At 58.5% G+C, this 22,359-nt stretch carries 17 protein-coding genes, 2 tRNA genes and 1 pseudogene; 16 read left to right on the top strand and 4 right to left on the bottom strand.

Translation table 11 applies throughout. The features are described 5' to 3' along the window. Nucleotides 1-1,914: 1,914 nt before the first annotated feature. Nucleotides 1,915-2,064 (bottom strand): hypothetical protein, encoded by a 150-nt coding sequence (locus tag ACTO3O_RS02705; protein ID WP_297830614.1) that lies wholly within the window; start codon nt 2,062-2,064, stop codon nt 1,915-1,917. A 140-nt stretch (nt 2,065-2,204) separates the two neighbouring features. Between ACTO3O_RS02705 and ACTO3O_RS02700 the strand changes: the two genes are divergently transcribed. The 9 genes from ACTO3O_RS02700 to ACTO3O_RS02660 all read left to right on the top strand — a co-directional run bounded on the left by ACTO3O_RS02700 (nt 2,205) and on the right by ACTO3O_RS02660 (nt 12,459). After that, nucleotides 2,205-3,011 (top strand): DUF4382 domain-containing protein, encoded by an 807-nt coding sequence (locus ACTO3O_RS02700; RefSeq protein WP_297830616.1) that lies wholly within the window; start codon nt 2,205-2,207, stop codon nt 3,009-3,011. 24 nt (nt 3,012-3,035) lie between these two features. Then, entirely contained in the window at nt 3,036-5,426 is a 2,391-nt protein-coding gene (gene tamL, locus ACTO3O_RS02695) for a translocation and assembly module lipoprotein TamL (RefSeq protein WP_297830618.1), read from the top strand. A 263-nt stretch (nt 5,427-5,689) separates the two neighbouring features. Further along, a complete protein-coding gene (metK, locus tag ACTO3O_RS02690) occupies nt 5,690-6,916 on the top strand; it encodes a methionine adenosyltransferase (RefSeq protein ID WP_297830620.1) in 1,227 nt (408 codons plus the stop codon). A 189-nt stretch (nt 6,917-7,105) separates the two neighbouring features. After that, complete coding sequence (locus ACTO3O_RS02685; RefSeq protein WP_297830622.1) at nt 7,106-7,678, top strand: L-threonylcarbamoyladenylate synthase; 573 nt, start codon at nt 7,106-7,108, stop codon at nt 7,676-7,678. 31 nt (nt 7,679-7,709) lie between these two features. Further along, nucleotides 7,710-8,117: an acyl-CoA thioesterase gene (locus ACTO3O_RS02680; RefSeq protein ID WP_297830623.1), complete on the top strand. Its 408-nt coding sequence runs from the start codon at nt 7,710-7,712 to the stop codon at nt 8,115-8,117. 66 nt (nt 8,118-8,183) lie between these two features. Next, nucleotides 8,184-9,047, top strand: coding sequence for a menaquinone biosynthetic enzyme MqnA/MqnD family protein (locus ACTO3O_RS02675; RefSeq protein ID WP_297830625.1), 864 nt, complete (start codon nt 8,184-8,186; stop codon nt 9,045-9,047). Between the two features lie 1,565 nt (nt 9,048-10,612). Beyond that, nucleotides 10,613-11,566 carry a CorA family divalent cation transporter gene (locus ACTO3O_RS02670; protein ID WP_294591797.1) on the top strand — a complete coding sequence of 318 codons (954 nt, stop codon included), beginning with the start codon at nt 10,613-10,615 and terminating at the stop codon, nt 11,564-11,566. After that, nucleotides 11,563-11,919 carry a hypothetical protein gene (locus tag ACTO3O_RS02665; RefSeq protein WP_297830627.1) on the top strand — a complete coding sequence of 119 codons (357 nt, stop codon included), beginning with the start codon at nt 11,563-11,565 and terminating at the stop codon, nt 11,917-11,919. Before ACTO3O_RS02670 ends, ACTO3O_RS02665 begins: the two co-directional genes overlap by 4 nt. Before the next feature lie 108 nt (nt 11,920-12,027). After that, nucleotides 12,028-12,459 (top strand): hypothetical protein, encoded by a 432-nt coding sequence (locus tag ACTO3O_RS02660; protein WP_297830629.1) that lies wholly within the window; start codon nt 12,028-12,030, stop codon nt 12,457-12,459. Between the two features lie 81 nt (nt 12,460-12,540). Here ACTO3O_RS02660 and ACTO3O_RS02655 read toward each other — a convergent pair. Next, a tRNA-Leu gene (locus tag ACTO3O_RS02655) sits at nt 12,541-12,627 on the bottom strand. A 209-nt stretch (nt 12,628-12,836) separates the two neighbouring features. Here ACTO3O_RS02655 and thrS point away from each other — a divergent pair. The 6 genes from thrS to ACTO3O_RS02625 all read left to right on the top strand — a co-directional run bounded on the left by thrS (nt 12,837) and on the right by ACTO3O_RS02625 (nt 18,546). Beyond that, nucleotides 12,837-14,789 (top strand): threonine--tRNA ligase, encoded by a 1,953-nt coding sequence (gene thrS, locus ACTO3O_RS02650; RefSeq protein ID WP_297830631.1) that lies wholly within the window; start codon nt 12,837-12,839, stop codon nt 14,787-14,789. Nucleotides 14,790-14,851: 62 nt separating this feature from the next. Next, nucleotides 14,852-15,424, top strand: coding sequence for a translation initiation factor IF-3 (gene infC / locus ACTO3O_RS02645; RefSeq protein ID WP_294591802.1), 573 nt, complete (start codon nt 14,852-14,854; stop codon nt 15,422-15,424). 68 nt (nt 15,425-15,492) lie between these two features. After that, nucleotides 15,493-15,687 (top strand): 50S ribosomal protein L35, encoded by a 195-nt coding sequence (gene rpmI, locus ACTO3O_RS02640; protein ID WP_294591688.1) that lies wholly within the window; start codon nt 15,493-15,495, stop codon nt 15,685-15,687. A 145-nt stretch (nt 15,688-15,832) separates the two neighbouring features. Next, nucleotides 15,833-16,177, top strand: a complete 345-nt coding sequence (rplT, locus tag ACTO3O_RS02635; protein ID WP_294591686.1) for a 50S ribosomal protein L20 — start codon at nt 15,833-15,835, stop codon at nt 16,175-16,177. A 554-nt stretch (nt 16,178-16,731) separates the two neighbouring features. After that, nucleotides 16,732-17,301, top strand: coding sequence for a Crp/Fnr family transcriptional regulator (locus tag ACTO3O_RS02630; protein ID WP_297830633.1), 570 nt, complete (start codon nt 16,732-16,734; stop codon nt 17,299-17,301). A 105-nt stretch (nt 17,302-17,406) separates the two neighbouring features. Beyond that, entirely contained in the window at nt 17,407-18,546 is a 1,140-nt protein-coding gene (locus ACTO3O_RS02625; RefSeq protein ID WP_297830635.1) for an acyltransferase family protein, read from the top strand. A gap of 378 nt (nt 18,547-18,924) precedes the next feature. On the opposite strand, the gene ACTO3O_RS02620 is transcribed toward ACTO3O_RS02625, so the two are convergent. Both ACTO3O_RS02620 and ACTO3O_RS02615 read right to left on the bottom strand, forming a co-directional pair. Further along, nucleotides 18,925-19,006 (bottom strand) — tRNA-Leu (locus ACTO3O_RS02620). A 125-nt stretch (nt 19,007-19,131) separates the two neighbouring features. Then, nucleotides 19,132-19,824: a YjjG family noncanonical pyrimidine nucleotidase gene (locus ACTO3O_RS02615; protein WP_297830638.1), complete on the bottom strand. Its 693-nt coding sequence runs from the start codon at nt 19,822-19,824 to the stop codon at nt 19,132-19,134. A gap of 175 nt (nt 19,825-19,999) precedes the next feature. Between ACTO3O_RS02615 and dnaK the strand changes: the two are divergent. Further along, a pseudogene (gene dnaK, locus ACTO3O_RS02610) lies at nt 20,000-21,918 on the top strand (molecular chaperone DnaK). Nucleotides 21,919-22,359: the final 441 nt, after the last annotated feature.

Genomic DNA, 22,359 nt, shown 5'->3' with positions numbered 1-22,359 from the left:
GATAAATTCAACAGTCCGCTGTCTGTCCTTCTCGGAAGGTTCGGATAGCTATTGTTTCGAGAATCGAAACGCCCGGGCCGACTTTTGTATTCTTTGTGAAGAGAGAGGAGAATTTGTGTCCGGAGTTCGAATGAGAGGCTGTTCGGTCGGCATTTGCCGCCCCGCCCCGGGCAACCGCAACAACAATACGGGCGCGCTGAACGACATCGGCAACGAGGGTTCGTCTTGGGCCGTCTCGACGGCGGATATCCGGGGCAATAGGTTGATATTCAATGTCGGCACGGTCGAGCCCGAGCGTCTCAGTTGGCGTGCCGGCGGTTATCCGTTGCGTTGCCTCTCAGCATTTATCTCCCCGGCGCTCTTTATTATGTTGTGCGGCTTGGGCCACAGTTGCCGCCGCATGTGCGTTTTTATGCGAGTAGTTCAGGCGGGCTTTCGGGTAGAGGCTGCTACGGTTTTGCGCATGCGGTTAGACCCGGCCAGAGCATCCCGCAGGGATGCTCTCTAAAGTTTGGCTACGCGTTGCCTTCGGCTTCCTCGTGCTACCTCGGCATAGCCCGCAAGCGGTCTCTGCCCTCGGTACGCTACTCGGTTCCTCCTCGCCGCTCGGCAATTTGCAAACTATGTTTGCATTGCCCTCGCTGGTAGCGTCGGTTTTCTGGTTCTCTTTGTTCACAAAGAGAACAGTTCGAGGCGGGACAAAGCTTGACGCGCGCCGTGGCCTAAAGAGGGAAATCGTCAAAACTCGCTTGCGTGTTTTGACAAGATTTCCCAAGGCGCGCGGAACGGAGAACAGGGGTAGAGGCTGCCACAGCGAAACGCAGTTTCGCCCGTCCACGAGACGTGGGGCCCGCGCGGCCCGAGCGCAGTACCCTCCTGTAGCCAAAGCCGCGCGCCCCGCCTAAAGAAGCGATTCTGCTATTTCGGCGGTAGCCGAATATAGCTGAATCGCGTAGGCGCGCATCAAAGAACTGGGCAAAATTGATTAAGCGATACGCAGTATCGCTCCGTCCCGCCGGTGCGCCCATCGGGCGTTTTGTTAGGGTTATCGTTGCCTTATTAGCCGGCCGCCGCCCGCGCTGGGCAGTTTTAGGCGGATCAAAGCTCGACCGCACGCCACGCCTTAAGAGGGAAATCGTCAAAACTTGCTTGCGTGTTTTGACAAGATTTCCCAAGGCGCGCGAACGAAGAACGGGGCGCGAAAATGCGGCGGAGCGCAAGCGGAGCCGCAATGAGGCGGACACGGGGCGGAGAACTGGGCTGGGCTTTGGGCTGTGACTGTTCTTTGGGCTCGAAAACCGTAGTCGGTTTTCGAGCCGCGCCGGGCCGAGCATGGGGCTGAAATTTGGGCGGTGAGTTGGGTCTTGCTTTTGGCCGTGCTTTGGGCATTGCTCTTGCGACCCTTTAGGGTCGCGCAGTTTGCCGCCACCCCACGCGGCGGGCTGCAACTCGTCGGGGCTCGTTGCTGCTCTCCGCTGGCGGCGAACAGCTTAAATCAAGAGCGAATAGCGCGATTCGCAGAATCGCCGTCCTCGGGCGCAGCGACGCTATATTGGCGCGGGGGAGACGCGCCGAGGACGAACTTCCAAGAATGAGGGCGGTGAATGTGTTGTTGCTCTTGCGACCTTTAGGTCGCCGGCCTTGTCGCCCAGGCGCGGAGCGCCTCGGGGGAGTGGGCGACAGGCCGAATACAAGAGATTAGGGTTGTAGATTGAGCCGTGAGTTAGGCTGAATGCTTGCGACCCTTTAGGGTCGCGCGGGCCGGACGCCTCCCACCGGGAGGCCCGCAACACGCCGCTCCGCGTCGAAAATTGCGATACCTCCCGGGCATCCGCCCCACCAAGGTCAGAAAATAGGGTAGAGGTTGCCGGTTATTTAGGCCGAGACGGCCAGTAAGACGCCCTGTGGGCGCGTTTATTCCGAGAGGCAACGCAACTGACGACCCGTGGCACGGTTTCCCGCATTGCCCATAAAGAAACTCTGCGTGCTGAACTCCAACGTTATGCCCACAATCCCGTCCGTTGAAGACGACCAATTGTACCCGTCGCACCCGACATTGCCCATCGCCCCCGTGATCCGACCGCGGAAGCCCGGGGCGGGGCGAACGGCGCTCGAAAACCCGCCGAGAACTCCGCCAAAGCCGCCTCGATCCCCAAATCACAATAACGCAGCGGGAAATCGAGAAAAACGGTAACTTTGCAACTATGGTACGTCAGATATTCAAAACCCTCGGCCTCCTCTCTATCCTTTTGTGGCTCGGCGCATGCAGCGACGTGAACGACCGGAACCGGCTCTCCGTCTACGTGTGCGACGCCCCGGCCGATTACACCGCCCTCGACTGCTATGTGGCCGAAGTCGCTGTGCGCGCCGGCGACGGAACGTGGCGGAATCTCGAAATCGCCGACAGCTACCTGCCCCTGATGAACCTCGTGAACGGCAAGATGCAGCTCGTCGCCGAAGGGACGATGCCGCAGGGAGCGGCTTATGACGCCGCCCGGATCGTTTTTTCGACCGAGAAAGCCACCGTGCGCGTCCTCGATCAGACCGTCCCCCTCGCCGTCGATCCGGCCGATGCCACCGTCGTCGTGCCCTTCCCCGCGATGACGATGGACGGCCCCAATCGGCCGCTGCTCTTCGACATCGACCTTGCCGCTTCCGTCGTCAAAGACCCGGCCGCCGAGAGCGGATACCGCTTCCGGCCCCGGGTGACCTTCGTCGATACCGATCGTTGCGGAGTGGTGCAGGGCGGCTTGCAGGTCGGCGAGAGCGCCCTCTCGGGACGTGTGCGGATCGAATTCATCGACCCGGGCACGGGGAGCGTCGTCGCTTCGACCTACAGCTCGCTGAATCCCGTCGGAGCCTTCTTTATGCGGCTCCTGCCGGGCGAATATATCTTCCGCGTCGATCCGCGCGCCACGAGCGGCATCCGGCCCTATTCCGCGCCCATTACCATCGCATCGCAGCAGATCACCGACCTCGGAAATATCGTGCTGGAGCGGGTGGATTTATAACGATTTAGCAGTCAGAGATCTCTTATGCCGCTTCTCCGGCCTTTTTCGCTCGTTCGTCTGTTCGCGATCCTTTCGGTCGTCGGACTGCTGGCCTCGTGCCGGACGATGCGGTATGTGCCGGAGGGGAAATACCTCCTGCGCCGGAACATCGTCGAGATCGAAGGCGTGCACAAAGCCTCGCGACGCGAACGCGTACTGCCCAAAGACCTCATGCCCTATGTCCAGCAGCGGCCCAACAGCCGGCTGCTCGGCGTGGGCATCTACCTCGGGATGTACAACCTCACCGACACCGCCAAACACAGCGGCTGGCAGCGGTTCTGGCGCGAAAAGGTCGGCGAGGCCCCGGTGATCTACGACCCCCGGCAGGCCGAGCGGTCGCGCCAGATGATGCAGCTCTACCTCACCTCGCGCGGCTATCTGGACGGCACCGTGACCGACACCGTCGAATACGCCCGGAGGAAGCGGAAAGCCACCGTGCGCTACGTGGCGCGCGAGGGGAAACCGTACCTCGTCTCGCAGATCCGCTACCGCATCGAAGACGACTTCCTCGAACCCATCATCCTCGAAGACACCGTCTCCGGCCTGCTGAAAATCGGCATGATCTACGACCGCGAAGTCTTCGACGCCGAACGCGAACGCATCAGCGCCCGGTTGCAGAACATGGGCTTCTGGAGCTTCAATAAAGGGTACATCTCCTACACCGTCGATACCGTCGGCTTCGACCACGCCATGCGGCTGACCGTCCACGTGCGTCGGCGCGTCGCCTATATGGATGCCGAGGGGCGGCCCGTGCTCGAAAACCACCCGGTCTATCGCCTCGGCCGGATCGTCGTCAATACCGATTACGACCCCACCCGGTCGCCCGAAGAGCTCGAACGGATGCCTTGGGACACCGTGCGCTACAACGGCATCGACATCCTCTACCTCGACAAACTCCGCCTGCGGGAGTCCATTCTCGCCGGCGCGCTGCGCCTCTCGCCCAACGAACTCTACGACCGAAGCAGCGTCCAGCGCACCTACGACAACATCCGGAACCTGCAATACAGCGCCAATATCCTCTTCACCGAGCTGCCTTACGACACCTTGCGGCCGGTGGAGGTGACCCGCGCAGGCGCGAACGACGGCGGACGTGTCGTGTCGACCACCGAACGCAACCTCGGCTGTCTGATCCAGTGCACCCCCAATACCCGGCAGAACTTCAACGTCGATGCCGAAATCTCCACCACCGCCGACTACTATTCCACCGCCCTGAGCCTCGGCTACCAGAACAAAAACCTCTTCCGCGGGGCGGAGAATTTCACCGTCAACTTCCGCGGCGCCTACGAATTCATGAAAAACAAGGGGCGGCACAACTCCTATGAGTTCGGCGTGAACGTCGGGCTCGACATCCCGCGCTTCCTGCTGCCCATCCGGGCCGACAAACTCGCCAAGTTCCCGTTGCAGAAGACCAATATCTCGATCTCGTACGACATCCAGCGTCGGCCCGACTACGACCGGACGATCGCCGGCGGAACGTTCGGTTACTCCTGGTCGTGGCGCAACGGCGGCCGGTTCCAGATCAACCCGGCGGACATCAACGTGGTTTCCGTGCCGTGGATCGATCCCGACTTCAAGAACAGCATCGAGAACCCCTACCTGCGGAACAGCTACGAATCGCAGCTGATAGCCGGGCTCTCGGCAGGGTATTACTTCCAGACCAATCCCAATACCAAGGCCGACAACCTCTCGATCCGGCTCGTGGGAGATATGAACGGAAACCTGTTGCGGGGGCTCACCTCGTGGCTCGGAAAGCGCACCACCATCGACCTGGAGGACTCCGACCACGAGAGCTACTACAAGATTTTCGGCATCCGGTTCGCCCAGTACGCCCGGCTGAGCCTCGATCTCAGCCAGCGCATCAACCTGACCACCACGACGCAACTGGCCTGGCGGTTTTTCATCGGCGGCGGGGTCGCCTACGGCAACTCGACCACCCTGCCGTTCGAACGGCTCTATTTCGCCGGCGGCGCCAACAGCATGCGCGGGTGGCAGGTGCGGACGCTCGGGCCGGGCGAGACGCTCTACAAACGGGAGACCTATCCCAATCAGTTGGGCGACTTCCGACTGGAGCTCAACCTGGAGTATCGCTTCGCCGTGTTCGGGAATTTCGGCATGGCCGTCTTCGCCGACGCCGGAAACGTCTGGATGAACGCCAAGGGGTCGCCCGCATCGGCCCGTTTCCGGTTCGACAGCTTCTACAAAGAGATCGCCCTCGACGCCGGGCTCGGTTTCCGCTACGACCTGGGTTTCGTGCTGCTTCGGCTCGACTGGGGGATGAAGCTCCACAATCCCAACGTTCCGCGGCCCGAACGCTGGCACAGCGGCTTCAAACTGAAGGAGACTGCGTTGCATTTCGCCATCGGGCTTCCTTTCTGATCGGCGCGTTTTTCCGATTCCGTAATAATTCGTACCTTTGCGCCGTTCGTTACAACGGACGCAAAGACCCGTGGAGAGATTTGGTCGATTGCAACCACGCGAAAAAATGCTAAAGCACACCTCGTTTTTGACGGCCGTTTCCGGGCCGGACTTTTCGTGCGCTTTTCCCCTCTTTTTTCGTCGTCGGTTCCCTCGCGGCCGGTTTGTCTCTTCGGTTTTGCAGCTGAAACCCGAATCGTTTAACCCGTAAATTTACACGTACCATGTCATACCTGTTCACCTCGGAATCGGTGTCGGAAGGGCACCCCGACAAAGTGGCCGACCAGATTTCGGACGCCATCCTCGACGAATTTCTGCGCAACGACCCCGAATCGAAAGTCGCTTGCGAGACGCTGTGTACCACGGGCCTCGTCGTCGTCAGCGGCGAAGTCAAATCCAACGCCTATGTCGATATCCAGAACACCGTCCGCGGCGTGATCGAACGGATCGGCTACACCCATGCCGACTATATGTTCGAGTCCAAATCGTGCGGCGTGCTCTCGGCCATCCACGAGCAGTCGCCGGATATCAACCAGGGGGTCGAACGGGCCGACCGCGAGGAGCAGGGGGCCGGCGACCAGGGGCTGATGTTCGGTTATGCCTGCAACGAGACCAAAGAGCTCATGCCGGCGTCGCTGATGCTCTCGCACATCCTGCTGATGGAGCTGGCCGACATCCGGCGCGAAACGCCGTCGGCGATGCCCTACCTGCGTCCGGACGCCAAATCGCAGGTGACGGTCGAGTACGGCGACGACCACCGTCCGCGGCGCATCCACACGATCGTCGTCTCGACGCAGCACGATCCGGAGGCGACGCAGGAGCAGATCGAGGCGGACGTGCGGAACGTCCTGATCCCCCGGGTGCGACAGCGGCTCGAAAAGCGGGGCAACCAGCTGTTGCTGAGTCTACTGGGGGACGACTATATCCTGCATGTGAACCCGACGGGCAAGTTCGTGATCGGGGGGCCGCACGGCGATACGGGGGTCACGGGGCGCAAGATCATCGTGGACTCGTATGGCGGTCGGGGGGCGCACGGCGGGGGGGCTTTCTCGGGGAAAGACTCTTCAAAGGTAGACCGCTCGGCGGCTTATGCGACGCGCCATATCGCCAAAAACATGGTGGCGGCGGGTCTTGCGGATGTGGTGTTGGTGCAGGTGGCCTATGCGATCGGGATCGCGCGGCCGGTGAGTGTCTTTGTGGATACGTTCGGGACGTCGAAACTGCCGGCTGCGGTTTCGGACGGCGAGATCGCGGCGAAGATCGCGGAGTTGTTCGACTTGCGTCCGGCGAAGATCGTCGAACGCTACGGACTGAAACAGCCGATTTTCCTGCCGACGGCTTCCTACGGCCATTTCGGCCGGGAACCGTATGTGGAAAACGGTGTCCAGTTTTTCGCCTGGGAAAAACTGGACGAGGTGGAACGCCTCCGCACGGCTTTCGGCCTCCGGTAGTTTAACCGTTCGATTACTGTGTCTACCCGCATGGAACCGTACCTTTTGTTCACAACCGACGCTGCCAGCGAGAGCAATGCAAACGTAGTTTGCAAATTGCCGAGCGGCGAGGAGGAAAACGAGCGCAGCGAAGTTAAAAAGAACAGTACCCTCCAGGGCAAGTACAGAAAAACGAAGATTAAAAATAGTATGGACGAACAGATACAGGCCTGTGTGGCCGTTTTGAAGCGCGGCGGGACCATTCTTTATCCTACCGACACCGTGTGGGGCGTAGGGTGCGACGCCACCCATGCAGAAGCCGTCGCCCGTCTTTTCGCTCTCAAGCAGCGCGAAGAAACCAAAGGCATGATCGTGTTGCTCGACCGGCCGGAGCAAGTCGTGCGTTGGGTGCAGGAAGTGCCGAGCGTGGCATGGGAATTGTGGGAAGCCGCCGAAGGGGCGGAACCCCTGACCCTGATCCTACCCGAAGGGCGCGGACTCGCCGAGAACCTCTTGCCGCCCGAGAAGAGCGTCGCGATCCGGTTGGTGCAGAACGAGTTTTGCCGTCGCGTGATCCATCGGTTGGGACGTCCGTTAGTCTCGACCTCCGCCAACGTGAGCGGCGAAAAGACCCCCGCCACCTATGCCGAGATTTCTGACGCTATTCGGAACGGCGTGGACTGGGTGGCCGATCCGGCGATGGAGGAGCCGACAGCGACCCATCGTGCCTCGTCCGTCATCGCCCTCGACACCGACGGCGGATTCCGCATCGTGCGGCCTTGAGAAATGCAGACTAAAAAATACACCAACCACCATGATTACGACGCCTATTCAGCTCCGATTCAACGACATCGATATTCAGGGGCACATGTATAACGGTCAGTATCAGCATATTTTCGACCTCGGAAAGAACGAATATTTCGAGCGCATACTCGGCATCGAACAGATGGACGGCGCGCAGACCGTCGTAACCGCCAGCTCGACCACCAACTTCTACGTTCCCGTCGGGATGAAAGACCGGATCGTTATCCGCACCGGTATCGAACGGGTCGGTACCAAGAGTTTCACCGTCTTTCAGGAGATGATCGACCTCGATACCGACACCGTGAAGGCCGACAGTCGGACCGTGCTGGTGGGCTGGAACGCCGTGACGAAGGAGAGTTTCGCCATCCCTGACGCGTGGCGCGAAAAAATAGCACGCGAAGAGCGGTTTCCCCGATAAAAATGTCTACCTTCGCCGTGAAAACCGAAGTACCATCAAACTCTATCCCTATGGGTGACGATCCCGGTGAGAATTACTGCTGTATCCTACCTGAACACGCTGCCGTTCATCTACGGCATCGAACAGCAGGCGGCGGTCTCTTCTGCGCTTTCGACCGAGGAAGCGGGACGGCTGCTTGCAGGGGAGGGTATTGCCCTTTCGCTTCGGGTGCCGGCTCTGTGTGCCGCTGATGCCGTCGACGGGAAGACTGATATCGCACTGGTTCCCACGGCGGTGATTCCCCGGATTCCGGGATTCTCTATTTCTTCTGTTTTTCAGTCTTTTGAGCCGTCCGATCGTTCGTCGGCGGCCTTTACACCTCGAATCATAACCGACTACTGTATCGGCGCGGAAGGCGCGGTCGATACGGTGGTTTTGTTGTCGGACACGCCACTGGCCGGTATCCGGCACGTATATCTCGACTCGCATTCGCGCACTTCGGTACAATTGGTGCGGGTGTTGGCGCGCGAATATTGGCGGATCGAACCGGAGTGGATCGATTCGGCCGATTGTTCAAGAAAATTGCAGCCCGGCGAGGCGATGGTTGCCATTGGCGACAAGGTCTTTGCACTGCGTGAAGAACATCGTTATGCTTATTGCTACGATTTGGCGCAGGAGTGGAGCGATTTTACAGGCGGGCTTCCGTTCGTTTTTGCGGCGTGGGTGGCCTGTACCAAAGCGGGGGCGGAGTTTGCGCCGACTCTGAATCGGGCGTTGGCTTACGGGGTGGAGCATGTCGCCGAGTCGATCACCGGAACGGTCAATCGTTCGCGGGATTTCGATGTCGGAACGGCTTACAACTACCTGACGCGGGCGATTAAGTTTCGGCTCGATGATCGGAAACGAGCGGCGATGCGTCTTTTCTGGAAAAAAGTCATCACCCCCGGGTGACTCTCTTCTTCGAATCACTCTATTTATTAATTAATCGTTCGTTTTCATTAAGAATCGGCAGGGTGCGCTTGAGGTGGGGCATTGTTTGGGGGCCGAGGCAGCCGTTAGTTGTTGGGGCCGAGGCTGCCATAGCGAAACGCAGTTTCGCCCGTCCCGCCGGGGTCACCCGGACGCCGCCCGCGCAGGGCAGTTTCCTCAAACTAACCGCGCGCCGACGCCAAAAGAAGCGATTCAACTATTTTGCCTCAGCAAAATAGAATGAATCGCAGGCGCGCGGTTAAAGGGTTGACTCAAAGCGATTCAGAGTTCATCCGCGCGCGACTGCTGGAGTAGGAAATCATTCAAACGCGTGGTTCGCGTTTGAATAAGATTTCCGCCAGCGCGCGGAACAGTGGGTTGGGCCGCGGCTGCCGTAGCGAAACGGAAGTTTCGCCCGTCCACGGGACGTGGGGCCCGCGCGGCCCAAGCGCAGTACCCTCAAACCAAACACGCGCCTCGCCAAAAGGAGCGATTCAACTATTTCGGCGGTGAGCCGAAATAGGATGAATCGCGCAAGGCGCGCGAAAAAACTTGCCCACTCACGAAAATTCCGTCGCCCGCCCGCGTAAAGAGGGATTTCACTCGTTTTGCGATGAGCAAAATCGAGATGAAATCCCAGCGGGCGACGGTAAAACGCGGCGGAGCGAAAGCGGAGCCGCAGTGAGGCTGACACGGGGCGGAGAATTGGGGCGAGCTTTGGGCCGTGCCTGATTTTCAGGCGGTGCTCGTGCGACCGTTAGGTCGCCGTCCTCGGCGAGGGCGACGCATCAACGGCGCGTGGGGGGGCGCGCCGAGGACGAACCCGACAGAATTGGGGCAGTGCTGGTGCCGGAATTGTTGCGACCTTTAGGTCGCCGGCCCTGTCGCCCAGCGGCGAAGCCGCTCGGGGGGATGGGCGATAGGCCGAATACGCCAGAAAAAGGCGTAGCTCTTGTGACTCGCAGAGTCACGCAGTTCGCCGCCACCCCACGCGGCGGGCTGCAACTCGTCGGAGCTCGTTGCATTCACCGCTGGCGGCGAATTGCTAAGACTAAGAGCGAATAGCGTGATGTAGAGTGACGCATTAGCAGCGCGAGGGGGCACACCGAGAACGAATGTCACCGAATGGGAGACGGTAAATGGGCTGTGCTCTTGCGACCCGTAGGGGCGTGCGGGCTGGAGCCACCCCCGGCGAGGGCCGCAACATTGCCATGCTCGTTCGGCCCACGTTGGCTCCGGCCGCCAAAGTCGAGCTAGTTAGGGTAGCTCCGGCCCCTTGCCCACCGCGGGCCCGCGGCGTTTATTCCGAGAGGCAACGCAACAGAAAACCGTGGGCGCGGCTGCCCGAATAGCTGGTGCTGAGATACTGCGCGAGGAAGTGCAAATCCATGCCGTTGCTATCGCTCCTGGCGGCAGACCAGTTGAACCCGCCGTCGCCGACGTTCCATAACGCACCCTCACGACCGCCGCGGTAGCCCGGGGCGAGCCTTCGACCGCCCGAAACGAACGAATTTCAACCACACACAAACGGAGAAGAGGACGAATCCATGATTATACTGTACCTGAAATCCATCAACAAGATCATCCGCGACCCCGATCCCGGCGTTTTCGAGGAGCTGGGGTACGACGACCTGTTGTGGATCGACCTCGTCGTCCCGACCGCCAAGGAGCGCAAGCTGGTCGAGAGCTTTCTCGACGTCAACCTCCTGACCCGTCAGCAGGCCGAAGAGATCGAAACCTCGTCGCGGTATGCCGAACTCGAAGAGTCCATCATCTGCAACACCACCTTCACCATTCTCAAAGAGGGCGGCTTCGAGACCGAAACCGTCTCCTTCATCCTGAGCGAAGGCCTCCTCGTCTCGGAGCGGAACACCGACCTCCGCACCTTCAGCGAAGCCAGCCGGAAGATACAGATGAACTACCGCTCGTACACCACCGGCTACCACGTCCTGATCTCGATCCTCGAAGCCCGGATCGACCTCGACGCCGACATGGTCGAAATCATCTCGCGCCAGATCGCCACCCTCAGCGCCGCCAACAACGACGTGGACAAGAGCGTCGACAAACAAGTGCTTCTGGATATCAATCGCTTGCAGGAGAATACCATGATCCTGCGCGAGAGCATCTTCGACCGCCAACGGCTCCTCTCCGGCATCCAGCGCAGCGAACGCTTTCCGAACGACACCTACCCCCGCGTCTCGATCATGATCAAAGACGTCGGGTCGCTCATCAACCACGCCGATTTCAGCTTCGAACGGCTGGAATTCCTTCAGGACACCTTCATGGGGCTGATCAATATCGAACAGAACAAGATCATCAAGATGTTTACCATCCTCTCGGTGATCTTCATGCCCCCGACCCTGATCGCCGGGATATACGGGATGAACTATCGGCTCGCCCCGTTCGACGAGTGGGAGTACGGGTTCCATTTCGCCATTCTGCTGATGTTCCTGTCGATCGGCGCCACCCTCTACTTCTTTAAACGAAAACGGTGGATGTGATGAGGCGTTTCGTGCTTTTTGTCGCCCTGTTTTTGGGAATTGCCGGATGGACGACCTCTTGTGCGAGGTCGGACTATCCCGCCGCGTCGCAGCTGCGGAAAGTCAACCGGAAACTGCCTTACCTGGAATTTACGGCCGGGTTTAGCGGGGTGCCTGAAGGTGAGAATGTGCCGGTTTTTCTGGAGGCGTTGGATCGGGCGAAAGTTAAACGAGTGGACGGGGTTTGGCGGATGGCTATCGCTTCGCCGAAGGATGGGAATATGTCACCCGAAGTGTTCAACTGTTTGCAGGAGACGGTCGAAAGGTCTAACAAACCCATCAGGTGCAGGGGGATTCGGGTGACGAAGCGGTAGGTTGAGCAGTTCTCGGGCGAGAAAATTCGGAGTGAAAAAGATGCAGGTCGGTGAAAAATCATTATATTTGTCATGGCCTGTATTATTTTTCACCAAAAACAAAACGAAATGAAGAAAATGTACGCATGGGGATGGGCATTGATTGCCTCTGTCGCATTGACCGCTTGCGGCGGCCCTGCCGCTTCGACGACAACCGGCGAAAATGCCGAAACCGCTGCGGCTGAAGAGACGCCCAAGCAGTGGACCGAAGTGGCACGTCTCACCGGCTCGGGAGACAAGAAATCCGATGTATTTACGCTGGGCAAAGGAAAGTCTCGGCTGCGTTATGACTTCAAAGCCGGTCAGTTCGGCGGTATGCTCGGCGTTTACGTCGTGGAAGAGGGAGTGGATATTATGCGTAGCGGCGGCATACCCGAAGTCATGGTGAATGAATCGGAAGAGGGGGAGAGCAGTTTGAGTCATCTCTCCGCCGGGAATTATTATCTGAACGTGATGGGAGTCAACGGCAAGTGGACGGTGATCGTGGAAGAGTTTAAATAGACCGACCGATCGTTCCGGGGGTGCGGAAAGGCACGCTTCGAAAAGAAAAAAGGATCGCTGACATTCAGCGATCCTTTTTGTTGGTGCCCAGGACAAGACTCGAACTTGCACGCCGCAACCGGCACTACCCCCTCAAAGTAGCGTGTCTACCAATTTCACCACCTGGGCGAGAGGCCGCACCCTCCGCAAACCGCAGAGAAGTACGAAAGCGGGACAAAGGTAACGCTTTTTTTGATTCGTGCAACCCCTCGGATGAAAAAACCGTTCGGAAGTTCGCTTTTCCGCCCCTCCGTGTACCGAAACAGAGAAAAATGGCTAACTTTGTCAATCCGTCCGCGCCGAGCCGGAGCGGGCGGCGTTTTACACACCGAGCAAGTATGATCGACATTACATTCCCCGACGGCAGCAGCCGTCAGTTCGCAGCAGGCGTCACGCCGCTTCAGATCGCCGAATCGATTAGTCCGAGACTGGCGCAGGAGACCTTTGCCGCGACCGTGGACGGACAGAGCTGGGATATTCAGAAACCGATCGAAAACAGCGCCTCCGTCCGGTTCCACAAATGGGACGAACCGGAGGCGAAGCATGCTTTCTGGCACTCCTCGTCGCACCTGTTGGCCGCGGCGCTCGAGCAGCTGTATCCCGGCATCAAGTTCGGGATCGGGCCGGCCATCGATAACGGATTCTATTACGACGTCGACTCGCCGACGCCGATTACCGAAGGCGACCTGGCGAAGATCGAACAGAAGATGCTCGAAATCGCCAGAGAGAAACAGCCGTTCGTGCGGCGCGAAGTCTCCAAGGCGGAAGCGATGGAGACCTATACGAAGAAGGGCGACGAGTACAAGTGCGAGCTCATCGGCGACTTGACCGACGGGACGATTACCTTCTACAGCAACGGCGCGTACACCGACCTTTGTCGGGGGCCGCACCTGGCGGATACCGCTCCGATCAAGGCCGTGAAATTGACCGCCGTGGCGGGGGCTTACTGGCGCGGGGATGAAAAGCGGAAGATGCTCACCCGGATTTACGGCATTACCTTCCCGAAGAAATCGATGCTCGACGAATACCTGGCGCTGGTCGAGGAGGCGAAGAAACGCGACCACCGGAAGCTGGGGAAAGAGCTGGAACTCTTCACCTTCAGTCCGCGGGTGGGGCAGGGCTTGCCCCTGTGGCTGCCCAAGGGGGCGGCGCTCAGAGAGCGGCTGGAGAATTTTCTCAAAGGGGTGCAGAAACAGTACGGGTACGAACAGGTCATTACCCCGCATATCGGGATGAAAGATCTGTATGTCACCTCGGGGCACTATGCCAAGTATGGGAAGGATTCTTTTCAACCTATTCATACGCCGGACGAGAACGAGGAATTTTTGCTCAAACCGATGAACTGTCCGCACCACTGCGAAATTTATCGGTCGAAACCGCGTTCTTATAAGGACTTGCCCGTTCGGCTGGCGGAGTTCGGGACAGTGTACCGGTACGAGATGAGCGGGGAGCTGCACGGGCTGACCCGTGTGCGCGGGTTTACGCAGGACGACGCCCACCTCTTCTGTCGGCCCGACCAGCTCAAAGACGAGTTCAAGAAGGTGATCGACATCGTGCTGTATATCTTCAAGACCTTGGACTTCAAGGAATTTACGGCACAGGTTTCGTTGCGCGATCCGGATAATAAGGAGAAATACATCGGGACGGACGAGAACTGGCACAAGGCCGAGACCGCGATTATCGAAGCGGCGGCGGAAAAAGGGCTGGAGACCATTGTGGAGACCGGCGAAGCGGCTTTCTACGGGCCCAAACTCGACTTTATGGTCAAAGACGCTTTGGGGCGGAAGTGGCAGCTCGGGACGATCCAAGTGGACTACAACCTGCCGGAGCGTTTCGACCTGACCTACAAAGGATCGGACGACAAGGAACACCGGCCGATCATGATCCACCGCGCCCCGTTCGGATCGATGGAACGGTTCGTCGCCGTGTTGTTGGAACATACCGGCGGGAAATTCCCGCTGTGGCTGACCCCGGAGCAGGCCGTCGTATTGCCCATCAGCGAAAAGTACAACGACTACGCGAAAAAAGTTGCTAAATTGCTGAATAATTGCGATATTCGCACCCGCGTCGACGACCGCGACGAAAAAATCGGCCGTAAAATCCGCGACAACGAATTGGCCAAGGTGCCCATTCTGCTCATCGTGGGCGACAACGAACAGCGGGACGAGACCGTCACCGTTCGGATGCAGGGCGAGGGTAAGGATCGCGGGGCGATGACTTTGGCCGACTTTACCAAGATGGTGGCCGACCTCGTTGCCGAAGAGATTCGGCCCATCGCCGATAACATGTAACGCGCGGCACGCTTTTTGCGACCGCCACACCCTGGACTAAATATACTAAGGAGGACAAAACTATAGCACTACCACCGCGCCCAAGACCGTCGCGCCCGCCCTTCCGCGGACGCGTACAGAAAGAGAATCCCCACCGGATCAACCGGGAAATTACCGCTCCGCAGGTGCGGTTAGTCGGGGAAAATATCGCCCGGCAGGATGTTTATTCGTTGCAGGAGGCGTTGCGCATGGCACAGGAACAGGAACTCGACCTGGTGGAAATCTCGCCGAAGGCCGAGCCGCCGGTGTGTCGCATCATCGACTACCAGAAATTCCTGTACCAACAGAAGAAAAAGGCCAAAGAGATTAAAGCCAAGGCCGTTAAGGTCGTTGTCAAAGAGATCCGGTTCGGGCCTCAGACCGACGACCACGACTATAACTTCAAACTCAAACATGCCGAAAACTTCCTGAAAGAGGGGGCGAAAGTCAAGGCCTACGTCTTCTTCCGCGGACGCCAGATCGTCTTCAAAGATCAGGGAGAAATTCTCCTGCTGCGGTTTGTCCAGGACCTCGAAGAGTGGGCCAAAGTCGAACAGATGCCCAAACTCGAAGGGAAACGGATGAGCATTATGCTCGCGCCGAAGGCGAAAAAGTAATCCCGATGTTTTCAGGGGATTCATTGTGTTGAAACACACTATTTTAACCATCTAAATAAATTTCGACCATGCCGAAAATGAAAACCGTTGCCGCCGCCAAGAAGCGCTTCACGCTCACCGGCACCGGCAAAGTGAAGAGGAAACACGCTTTCAAAAGCCACATCCTCACCAAAAAAACGACCAAACAGAAACGCAACCTCACCCACACCGGGACGATGAGCGCTACCGACACGCCGGCTGTCAAGCTGATGCTCGTGAAGTAGATTCTGTTCGACGGCCTCCGTCCGGGGCCATAAAAACCGGACGATACTTTATTTTAACCCAGATCGCGTCCGGCGGAACCCACGCAGGTTCCCCCAAGCGTCGCCCGAACGGGTCGACCGCCGGCCGATCGAAAAACGCATCGTTATGCCAAGAAGTGTCAACGCGGTAGCCAGTCGCGCTCGCCGCAAAAAGGTTCTTAAGCTCGCCAAAGGGAACTTCGGTTCTCGTTCGAACGTCTGGACCGTCGCCAAAAACACGGTAGAAAAAGGTTTGACCTACGCCTACCGCGACCGCAAAAACAAAAAACGGAATTTCCGTGGCCTTTGGATTCAGCGTATCAACGCAGCCGTGCGGGCTAACGGGATGACCTATTCCGAATTCATGGGTAAAGTGAACGCCAAAGGGATCGCCTTGAACCGTAAGGTTTTGGCCGACTTGGCGATGAACCACCCGACGGCATTCGCCGAAATCGTCAAGACGGTTAAGTAATAAACGCCCGTCGTCTATTTTATCGATAGTGTGTCACCCGATCGGGGAGCACCGTTTTGTGGCCGCATTTGCGGTATACAGCGGTCTGCTCCCCGATCTTTTTTGTGGGGCGGGGAGATGAGGCGGGGCAGTTGTGGGATCTCGGTAGTAGCGTGTAGTTTGGGATAGAGGCTGCCGCAGCGAAACGCAGTTTCGCCTGTCCTGCCGGGGCCACCCGGTCGCCGCCCGCGCCGGACAGTACCATCCTGTAGCCAAAGAACGTGCCAAGGCTGTCAGTTGAAATGCGTAAGCATTTCCCGTCCACGGGACGTGGGGCCCGCGCGGCCTGAGCGCAGTCTCCTCAAACTAAACCGCGCGCTCCTTAGAACTTGTTTTAGATGTGGGAGAAATGAGGATGTTTTGCCCCTCCGAGAGGCGGGAATCGGAATATGTGCTATATTTATGATCGCATTTGCCGCGTACAAAAAGCCCCATCTTCGGTCGACCTCCGGAAAGAGGCCCATCGCCGGAAAGAAGTCGACCTTCAGAAACCGTGACGGGCGGAACGATTGACGATGAAAAAAGTGATAGATACGATTCGGTCGCAGTGGCCCCTTTCCGACCAGACGGTGCGCGAACTGGAGTCCGTCGTCGTTCCGTGTCGTTTCCCCAAACGCTACCGGCTGATTTGCAAAGGCGAGTATAACCGGTACGCCTATTTTATCGAACAGGGCATGACCCGCTCCTACTGGGTGGTGGACGGCGAGGAGGTGACCACCTCCTTTTCGGTCGAAGGCGGCATCGTCTTCAGCATGGACGAACTCTACTACGGTCGACCGAGCGAAGAGGAGGTCGAGACGCTGGAGGAGGTCGAAGCCTACCGTATTCCGCTGGCCGAGCTCACACGCCTGTGGGAGACCAACCTCGAACTATGCAACTGGGGGCGGATCGCCCACCAGAACGAATATCGCCGCCTCCATCGCAGCCATCAGGAGCGGCTGGCACTGCCCGCCCGGGAACGATACGAGGCCTTTCGGAGACAGTTTCCCGATGTCTGTCGGCGAGCCAATCTGAGCTACATCGCTTCCTATTTGGGGATTACGCTTTCGACGCTCAGCCGGCTGCGCGCGGGCGAAGGGCGGTGAGGTGCGGGCGGATTTTGATGTAGGACAAATTTTCGAGCCCCCGTTCTGTCGTATCTTTGCGGGTGAACCTCCGGAAACCGGAAACTAACCCCACACTCTTTTCGTATGACCTCCAATTTACCCCTGCAATTCCCGCAAAAACCGCACTATGAGATTCTCGACGGCCTGCGCGGCGTGGCGGCCCTGATCGTCGTAGCCTTCCACCTCTTCGAAATCTACGCCGTCGATCCGCTCTATGTCGTGCCGTTCATCAACCACGGCTATCTGGCCGTCGATTTCTTTTTCGTTCTCTCGGGCTTCGTGATCGGCTATGCCTACGACGACCGCTGGGGACGGATGACCCTCTGGGATTTCTGCAAGCGACGCGTCATTCGGCTCCAGCCGATGGTCGTCGTCGGGGCGGTGATCGGGGGATTGTGCTTTTATTTCGGCGCCGGAAAGATGTTCCCTCAAATCGGAGAGGTGCCCGTCTGGCAGATGCTGCTGGTCATGCTGGCCGGCTGCCTGCTGATTCCGACAACGGCGGCGATTCGTCAGCCGTGGCACGAGATGTTTCCCCTGAATGGGCCGGCCTGGTCGCTCTTCTTTGAATACATCGGCAACCTCCTCTATGCGGCGGTCGTGAGGCGATTCTCGAAACGCGTGCTGGTTGCGTTCGTGGCTGCGTCAGGCGTTGCGTTGCTGTGGATGGCGGTGGGCAGTTCGGACGGCAGCGTGCTCGGCGGGCACGAGCTGACGGGCCGGCAGTTCGGGATCGGAATGGTGCGGCTGCTCTATCCGTTCTTTGGTGGGCTGTTGCTCTTTCGGCTGGGGCGGCGGATTCGGATTCCGGGCGGTTTTTGGCTCTGTTCGTTGGTGTTGGCGGCGATTCTGTTTTTTCCGCGGCTGGGAGGCGAGCAACGATTGTGGCTCAACGGGCTGTATGAGTCGATCAGTATTCTGTTCCTGTTTCCACTGATTGTGTTGGCGGGAGCGGGCAGCCCGATCCGGGGCAAAGTGTCGGTCGGGATATGTAAGTTTCTGGGCGAAATTTCGTTCCCGCTCTATATTATTCATTATCCGTTCGTCTATTTGTTCATGGCTTACGTGAAAGAGCACGATCTGGGATGGCAGGAGAGCTGGCCCCTGATGATCGCCGTGGGAGTCGGGTGTGTCGTGCTGGCTTACGGATTCCTGAAACTCTTCGACGAGCCGGTTCGGGCCTGGTTGCGGAACCGCTTTCTGCGCCATGCGGCGCAGCGGTGAGTGTTCAGTCGTGCGGTTCAGCGTCCCGCAAAATCTGAATAGGAAAGCGGGCTCAAGCCCGGGTTCTAAGTCCCCAATCGGTTCCGTCGAAAGCTCTCCTGCTCCGTTTATTCCGAGAGGCACCGCAACTGAAAACCGTAGCCGCGGCGACTCGGATAGCTCGCCTCGGACCATGTCATCCGGAAATCCAAATCGAAACCGTTGATTCCGTCGGCAGTGGATGACCAGCTGTACCCGCAGTTGCCGACGCCGTACAGTGCCCCCAGTCGATTTTGTTCCCCTGAGTCGCGGTAGCCCGGGGCGGGGTGTCGAAAGGCGATGGAGTTGCCGGGAAAAACAAAAAAGGCTGTCGATCGTTTGATCGACAGCCTTTTTTTGTGCCCAGGACAGGAATCGAACCTGCACGCCTTGCGGCACACGCACCTGAAACGTGCGCGTCTACCTATTCCGCCACCTGGGCAAAAAGAAGCGCATCTGAAGTGGATGTGGGGACAAATGTAGGAGATTCTTTCGAGACCGCCAAATTTTTCCGGCGGAATTTTCGGACTCCCGTTCTCTTTGCCGCCCCGTCGGGTCGGAGAGAACTTAAAAAATCTCCTTCAGCGCCCGCAGATCCCGAATTTCGTGCCGCGGATGCTGGTCGTGTTCGATCCCCCGGAAATTGACGAACACCGACGGCATCCCCACCGTCGAAGCCCCGTAAATGTCCGTGTAGACATCGTCCCCGATCATGATGCACTCGTCCGGCCCCACCCCCGCCTTCCGCATCGCGTATTCGAAAATCCCCGGATTCGGCTTGCCGACCCCCGCAAACTCCGACGTCGTGATCCGGTCGAAAAACGGCTTCAGCCCCGCATGCTCCACCTTCAGGAACTGCACCTCGTTGAACCCGTTCGTAATCAGCGACATCGAATGCCCCTTCGTCTTGAGGTACTCCAGCACCTCCAGCGAGTGCGGCATCAGCGTATTGCACGTCGGCGAAATCCGCAGGTACTCGTTGCTCATGTCCATCGCCATCCGCTCGTCGTGAATGCCCGCCGACTCCAGCAGCCGCACGAACCGCTGGTTGCGCAGCGTCTCCCGATCCACGATGCCGTCCCTGTATTCCGTCCACAGCCGCTGGTTGATCTCCCGGAAAGTCTCGTAATACGAATCGAAATCCGGATACCGGTCGCCCAGCCCGAACGCTGCGAACAGTTCGCGCTGAGCCGTCTCCTGGTTCGTGCGCACATCCCAGAACGTATCGTCCAGGTCGAAAAAAAGATGCTTGTACTCCATAGAATGGAACGAGATTTGGTAACAAAAATAGGGAAAATTCATCGAAAATTATGCGGCCCGGCAAAGTGACAACCCGAGGCTGACATTTTGACATAAATTCGGTTTGGCACGACACTTGTACGGAAAGAGTCTGATCGAACACGAAATAAACAAATAAATACACACATACACTATTATGGGAAAGATTATCGGTATCGACCTCGGGACGACCAATTCATGCGTTGCCGTTATGGAAGGCAACGAACCCGTCGTCATTCCTAACAGCGAGGGACATCGCACCACGCCTTCGGTCGTGGCATTCACCGAAAACGGAGAACGCAAGGTCGGAGACCCGGCCAAACGGCAGGCGATCACCAACCCGAAACGGACGATCTTCTCGATCAAACGTTTCATGGGCGAGACCTACGACCAGGTCAAAAACGAACTCGGTCGTGTGCCTTATGTCGTGAAAGACGAACACGGCGTGCCGCGGATCGACATCGACGGGCGGTTGTACAGCCCGCAGGAAATTTCGGCCATGGTGCTTCAGAAAATGAAGAAAACCGCCGAAGATTACCTGGGACAGGAGGTCTCGGAAGCGGTGATTACCGTGCCGGCTTACTTCAACGACTCGCAGCGGCAGGCTACTAAGGAGGCCGGCGAAATCGCAGGCTTGAAAGTGGCGCGGATTATCAACGAACCGACCGCAGCCGCGCTGGCCTACGGGCTCGAAAAGTCCGACAAGGACATGAAGATCGCCGTTTACGACCTCGGTGGGGGGACGTTCGATATCTCGATCCTCGAACTCGGCGACGGCGTCTTCGAAGTGAAATCCACGAACGGGGATACGCACCTCGGGGGGGACGACTTCGACCACGTGATCATCGACTGCTGGCCGGCGAGTTCGAAGCGCAGCACCATGTCGACCTGCGGAAAGACCCGATGGCTTTGCAGCGTCTGAAAGAGGCTGCCGAAAAGGCCAAGATCGAGCTGTCGAGCGCTACCGAAACGGAAATCAACCTGCCGTACATCATGCCGATCGACGGCGTGCCGCAGCACTTGGTGACCAAGCTTTCGCGGGCGAAGTTCGAACAATTGGCGGATAAGCTGATCCACGCAACGATCGAACCGTGCCGCAAGGCGCTGGAAGATGCCGGTCTGACGGCTTCGCAGATCGACGACGTGATTCTGGTCGGCGGTTCGACCCGTATCCCGGCGATTCAGCAGGTCGTTAAGGACTTCTTCGGCAAAGAACCCTCGAAGAGCGTCAACCCGGACGAAGTGGTGGCTATCGGGGCGGCTATTCAGGGCGGTGTCCTGACCGGCGAGGTGAAGGATGTCCTGCTGTTGGACGTGACTCCGCTGTCGCTCGGCATCGAAACGATGGGCGGCGTGATGACCAAACTGATCGACGCCAACACCACGATTCCGAACCGCAAGTCGGAGGTCTTCAGTACGGCGACGGACAACCAGCCTTCGGTCGAAATCCACGTCTTGCAGGGCGAACGGCAGATGGCTCGCGACAACAAGACCATCGGGCGGTTCCACCTGGACGGGATTCCGGCAGCGCCGCGCGGTGTGCCGCAGATCGAGGTGACTTTCGACATCGACGCCAACGGGATTCTGAACGTTTCGGCCAAGGACAAGGGGACGGGTAAGGAACAGAGTATCCGGATCGAGGCCTCGTCGGGGCTGAGCGAAGCCGAAATCGAACGGATGCGTGCCGAAGCCAAGGCCAACGAGGCTAAGGATAAGGAGGAACGCGAACGGGTCGATAAGATCAACGGTGCCGACTCGCTGATTTTCAGTACGGAAAAACAGCTCAAAGAGTACGGCGACAAGATTCCGGCGGACAAGAAGTCAGCGATCGAGACGGCGTTGAACGGCTTGAAAGAGGCGCATAAATCTCAGAATCTGGCCGATATCGACAAGTATTCCGAAGGGCTGAATGCCGCATGGCAGGCCGCTTCGCAGGATATCTACAATGCGGGGAACGCCGCAGGCGGTGCTTCTTCGACCGGCGGTGCGGGAGCTTCGGGGTCGACGGGTTCGGCTTCGCAGGCGCAGCCGGAAGACGACGGGCCGCATGACGTGGAATTCGAAGAGGTGAAATAACATATACAGCTTGTGCTGTGTGCACTGATCGAAACAGGACGTTCGTGTCAGGTCTCCGCATAGGAGACCTGACACGAACGTTTTTGCAGGAGTCTGTCGGTGATTTTTTGTGCGAAGTTTGTCTGAGTTTCGGGGTGTCCACGGTTTGAGTCCTGCGGAGCCTAAGGCGCGCAAACAGAGAACGAGGCGAAGAGTTGGCTGAGCAAAAAAGTGGAAATGCGCAGCATTTCCCGTCCACGGGACGTGGGGCCCGCGCGGCCCGAGCGCAGTACCCTCAAACCAACCGCGCGCCGACGCTTAAAGAGGCGATTCAACTGTTTCGGCGATGAGCCGAAATAGTTGAATCGCGCAGGCGCGCGAACAAAAAACGGGGTAAGGAATTGGGCCGAGGCTGCCTTAGCGATACGTAGTATCGCTCCGTCCCGCCGGGGTCACCCGGAC

It is taken from the genome of Rikenella sp. (assembly GCF_056799795.1).
This window is presented reverse-complemented; position numbering and strand designations above follow the sequence as displayed.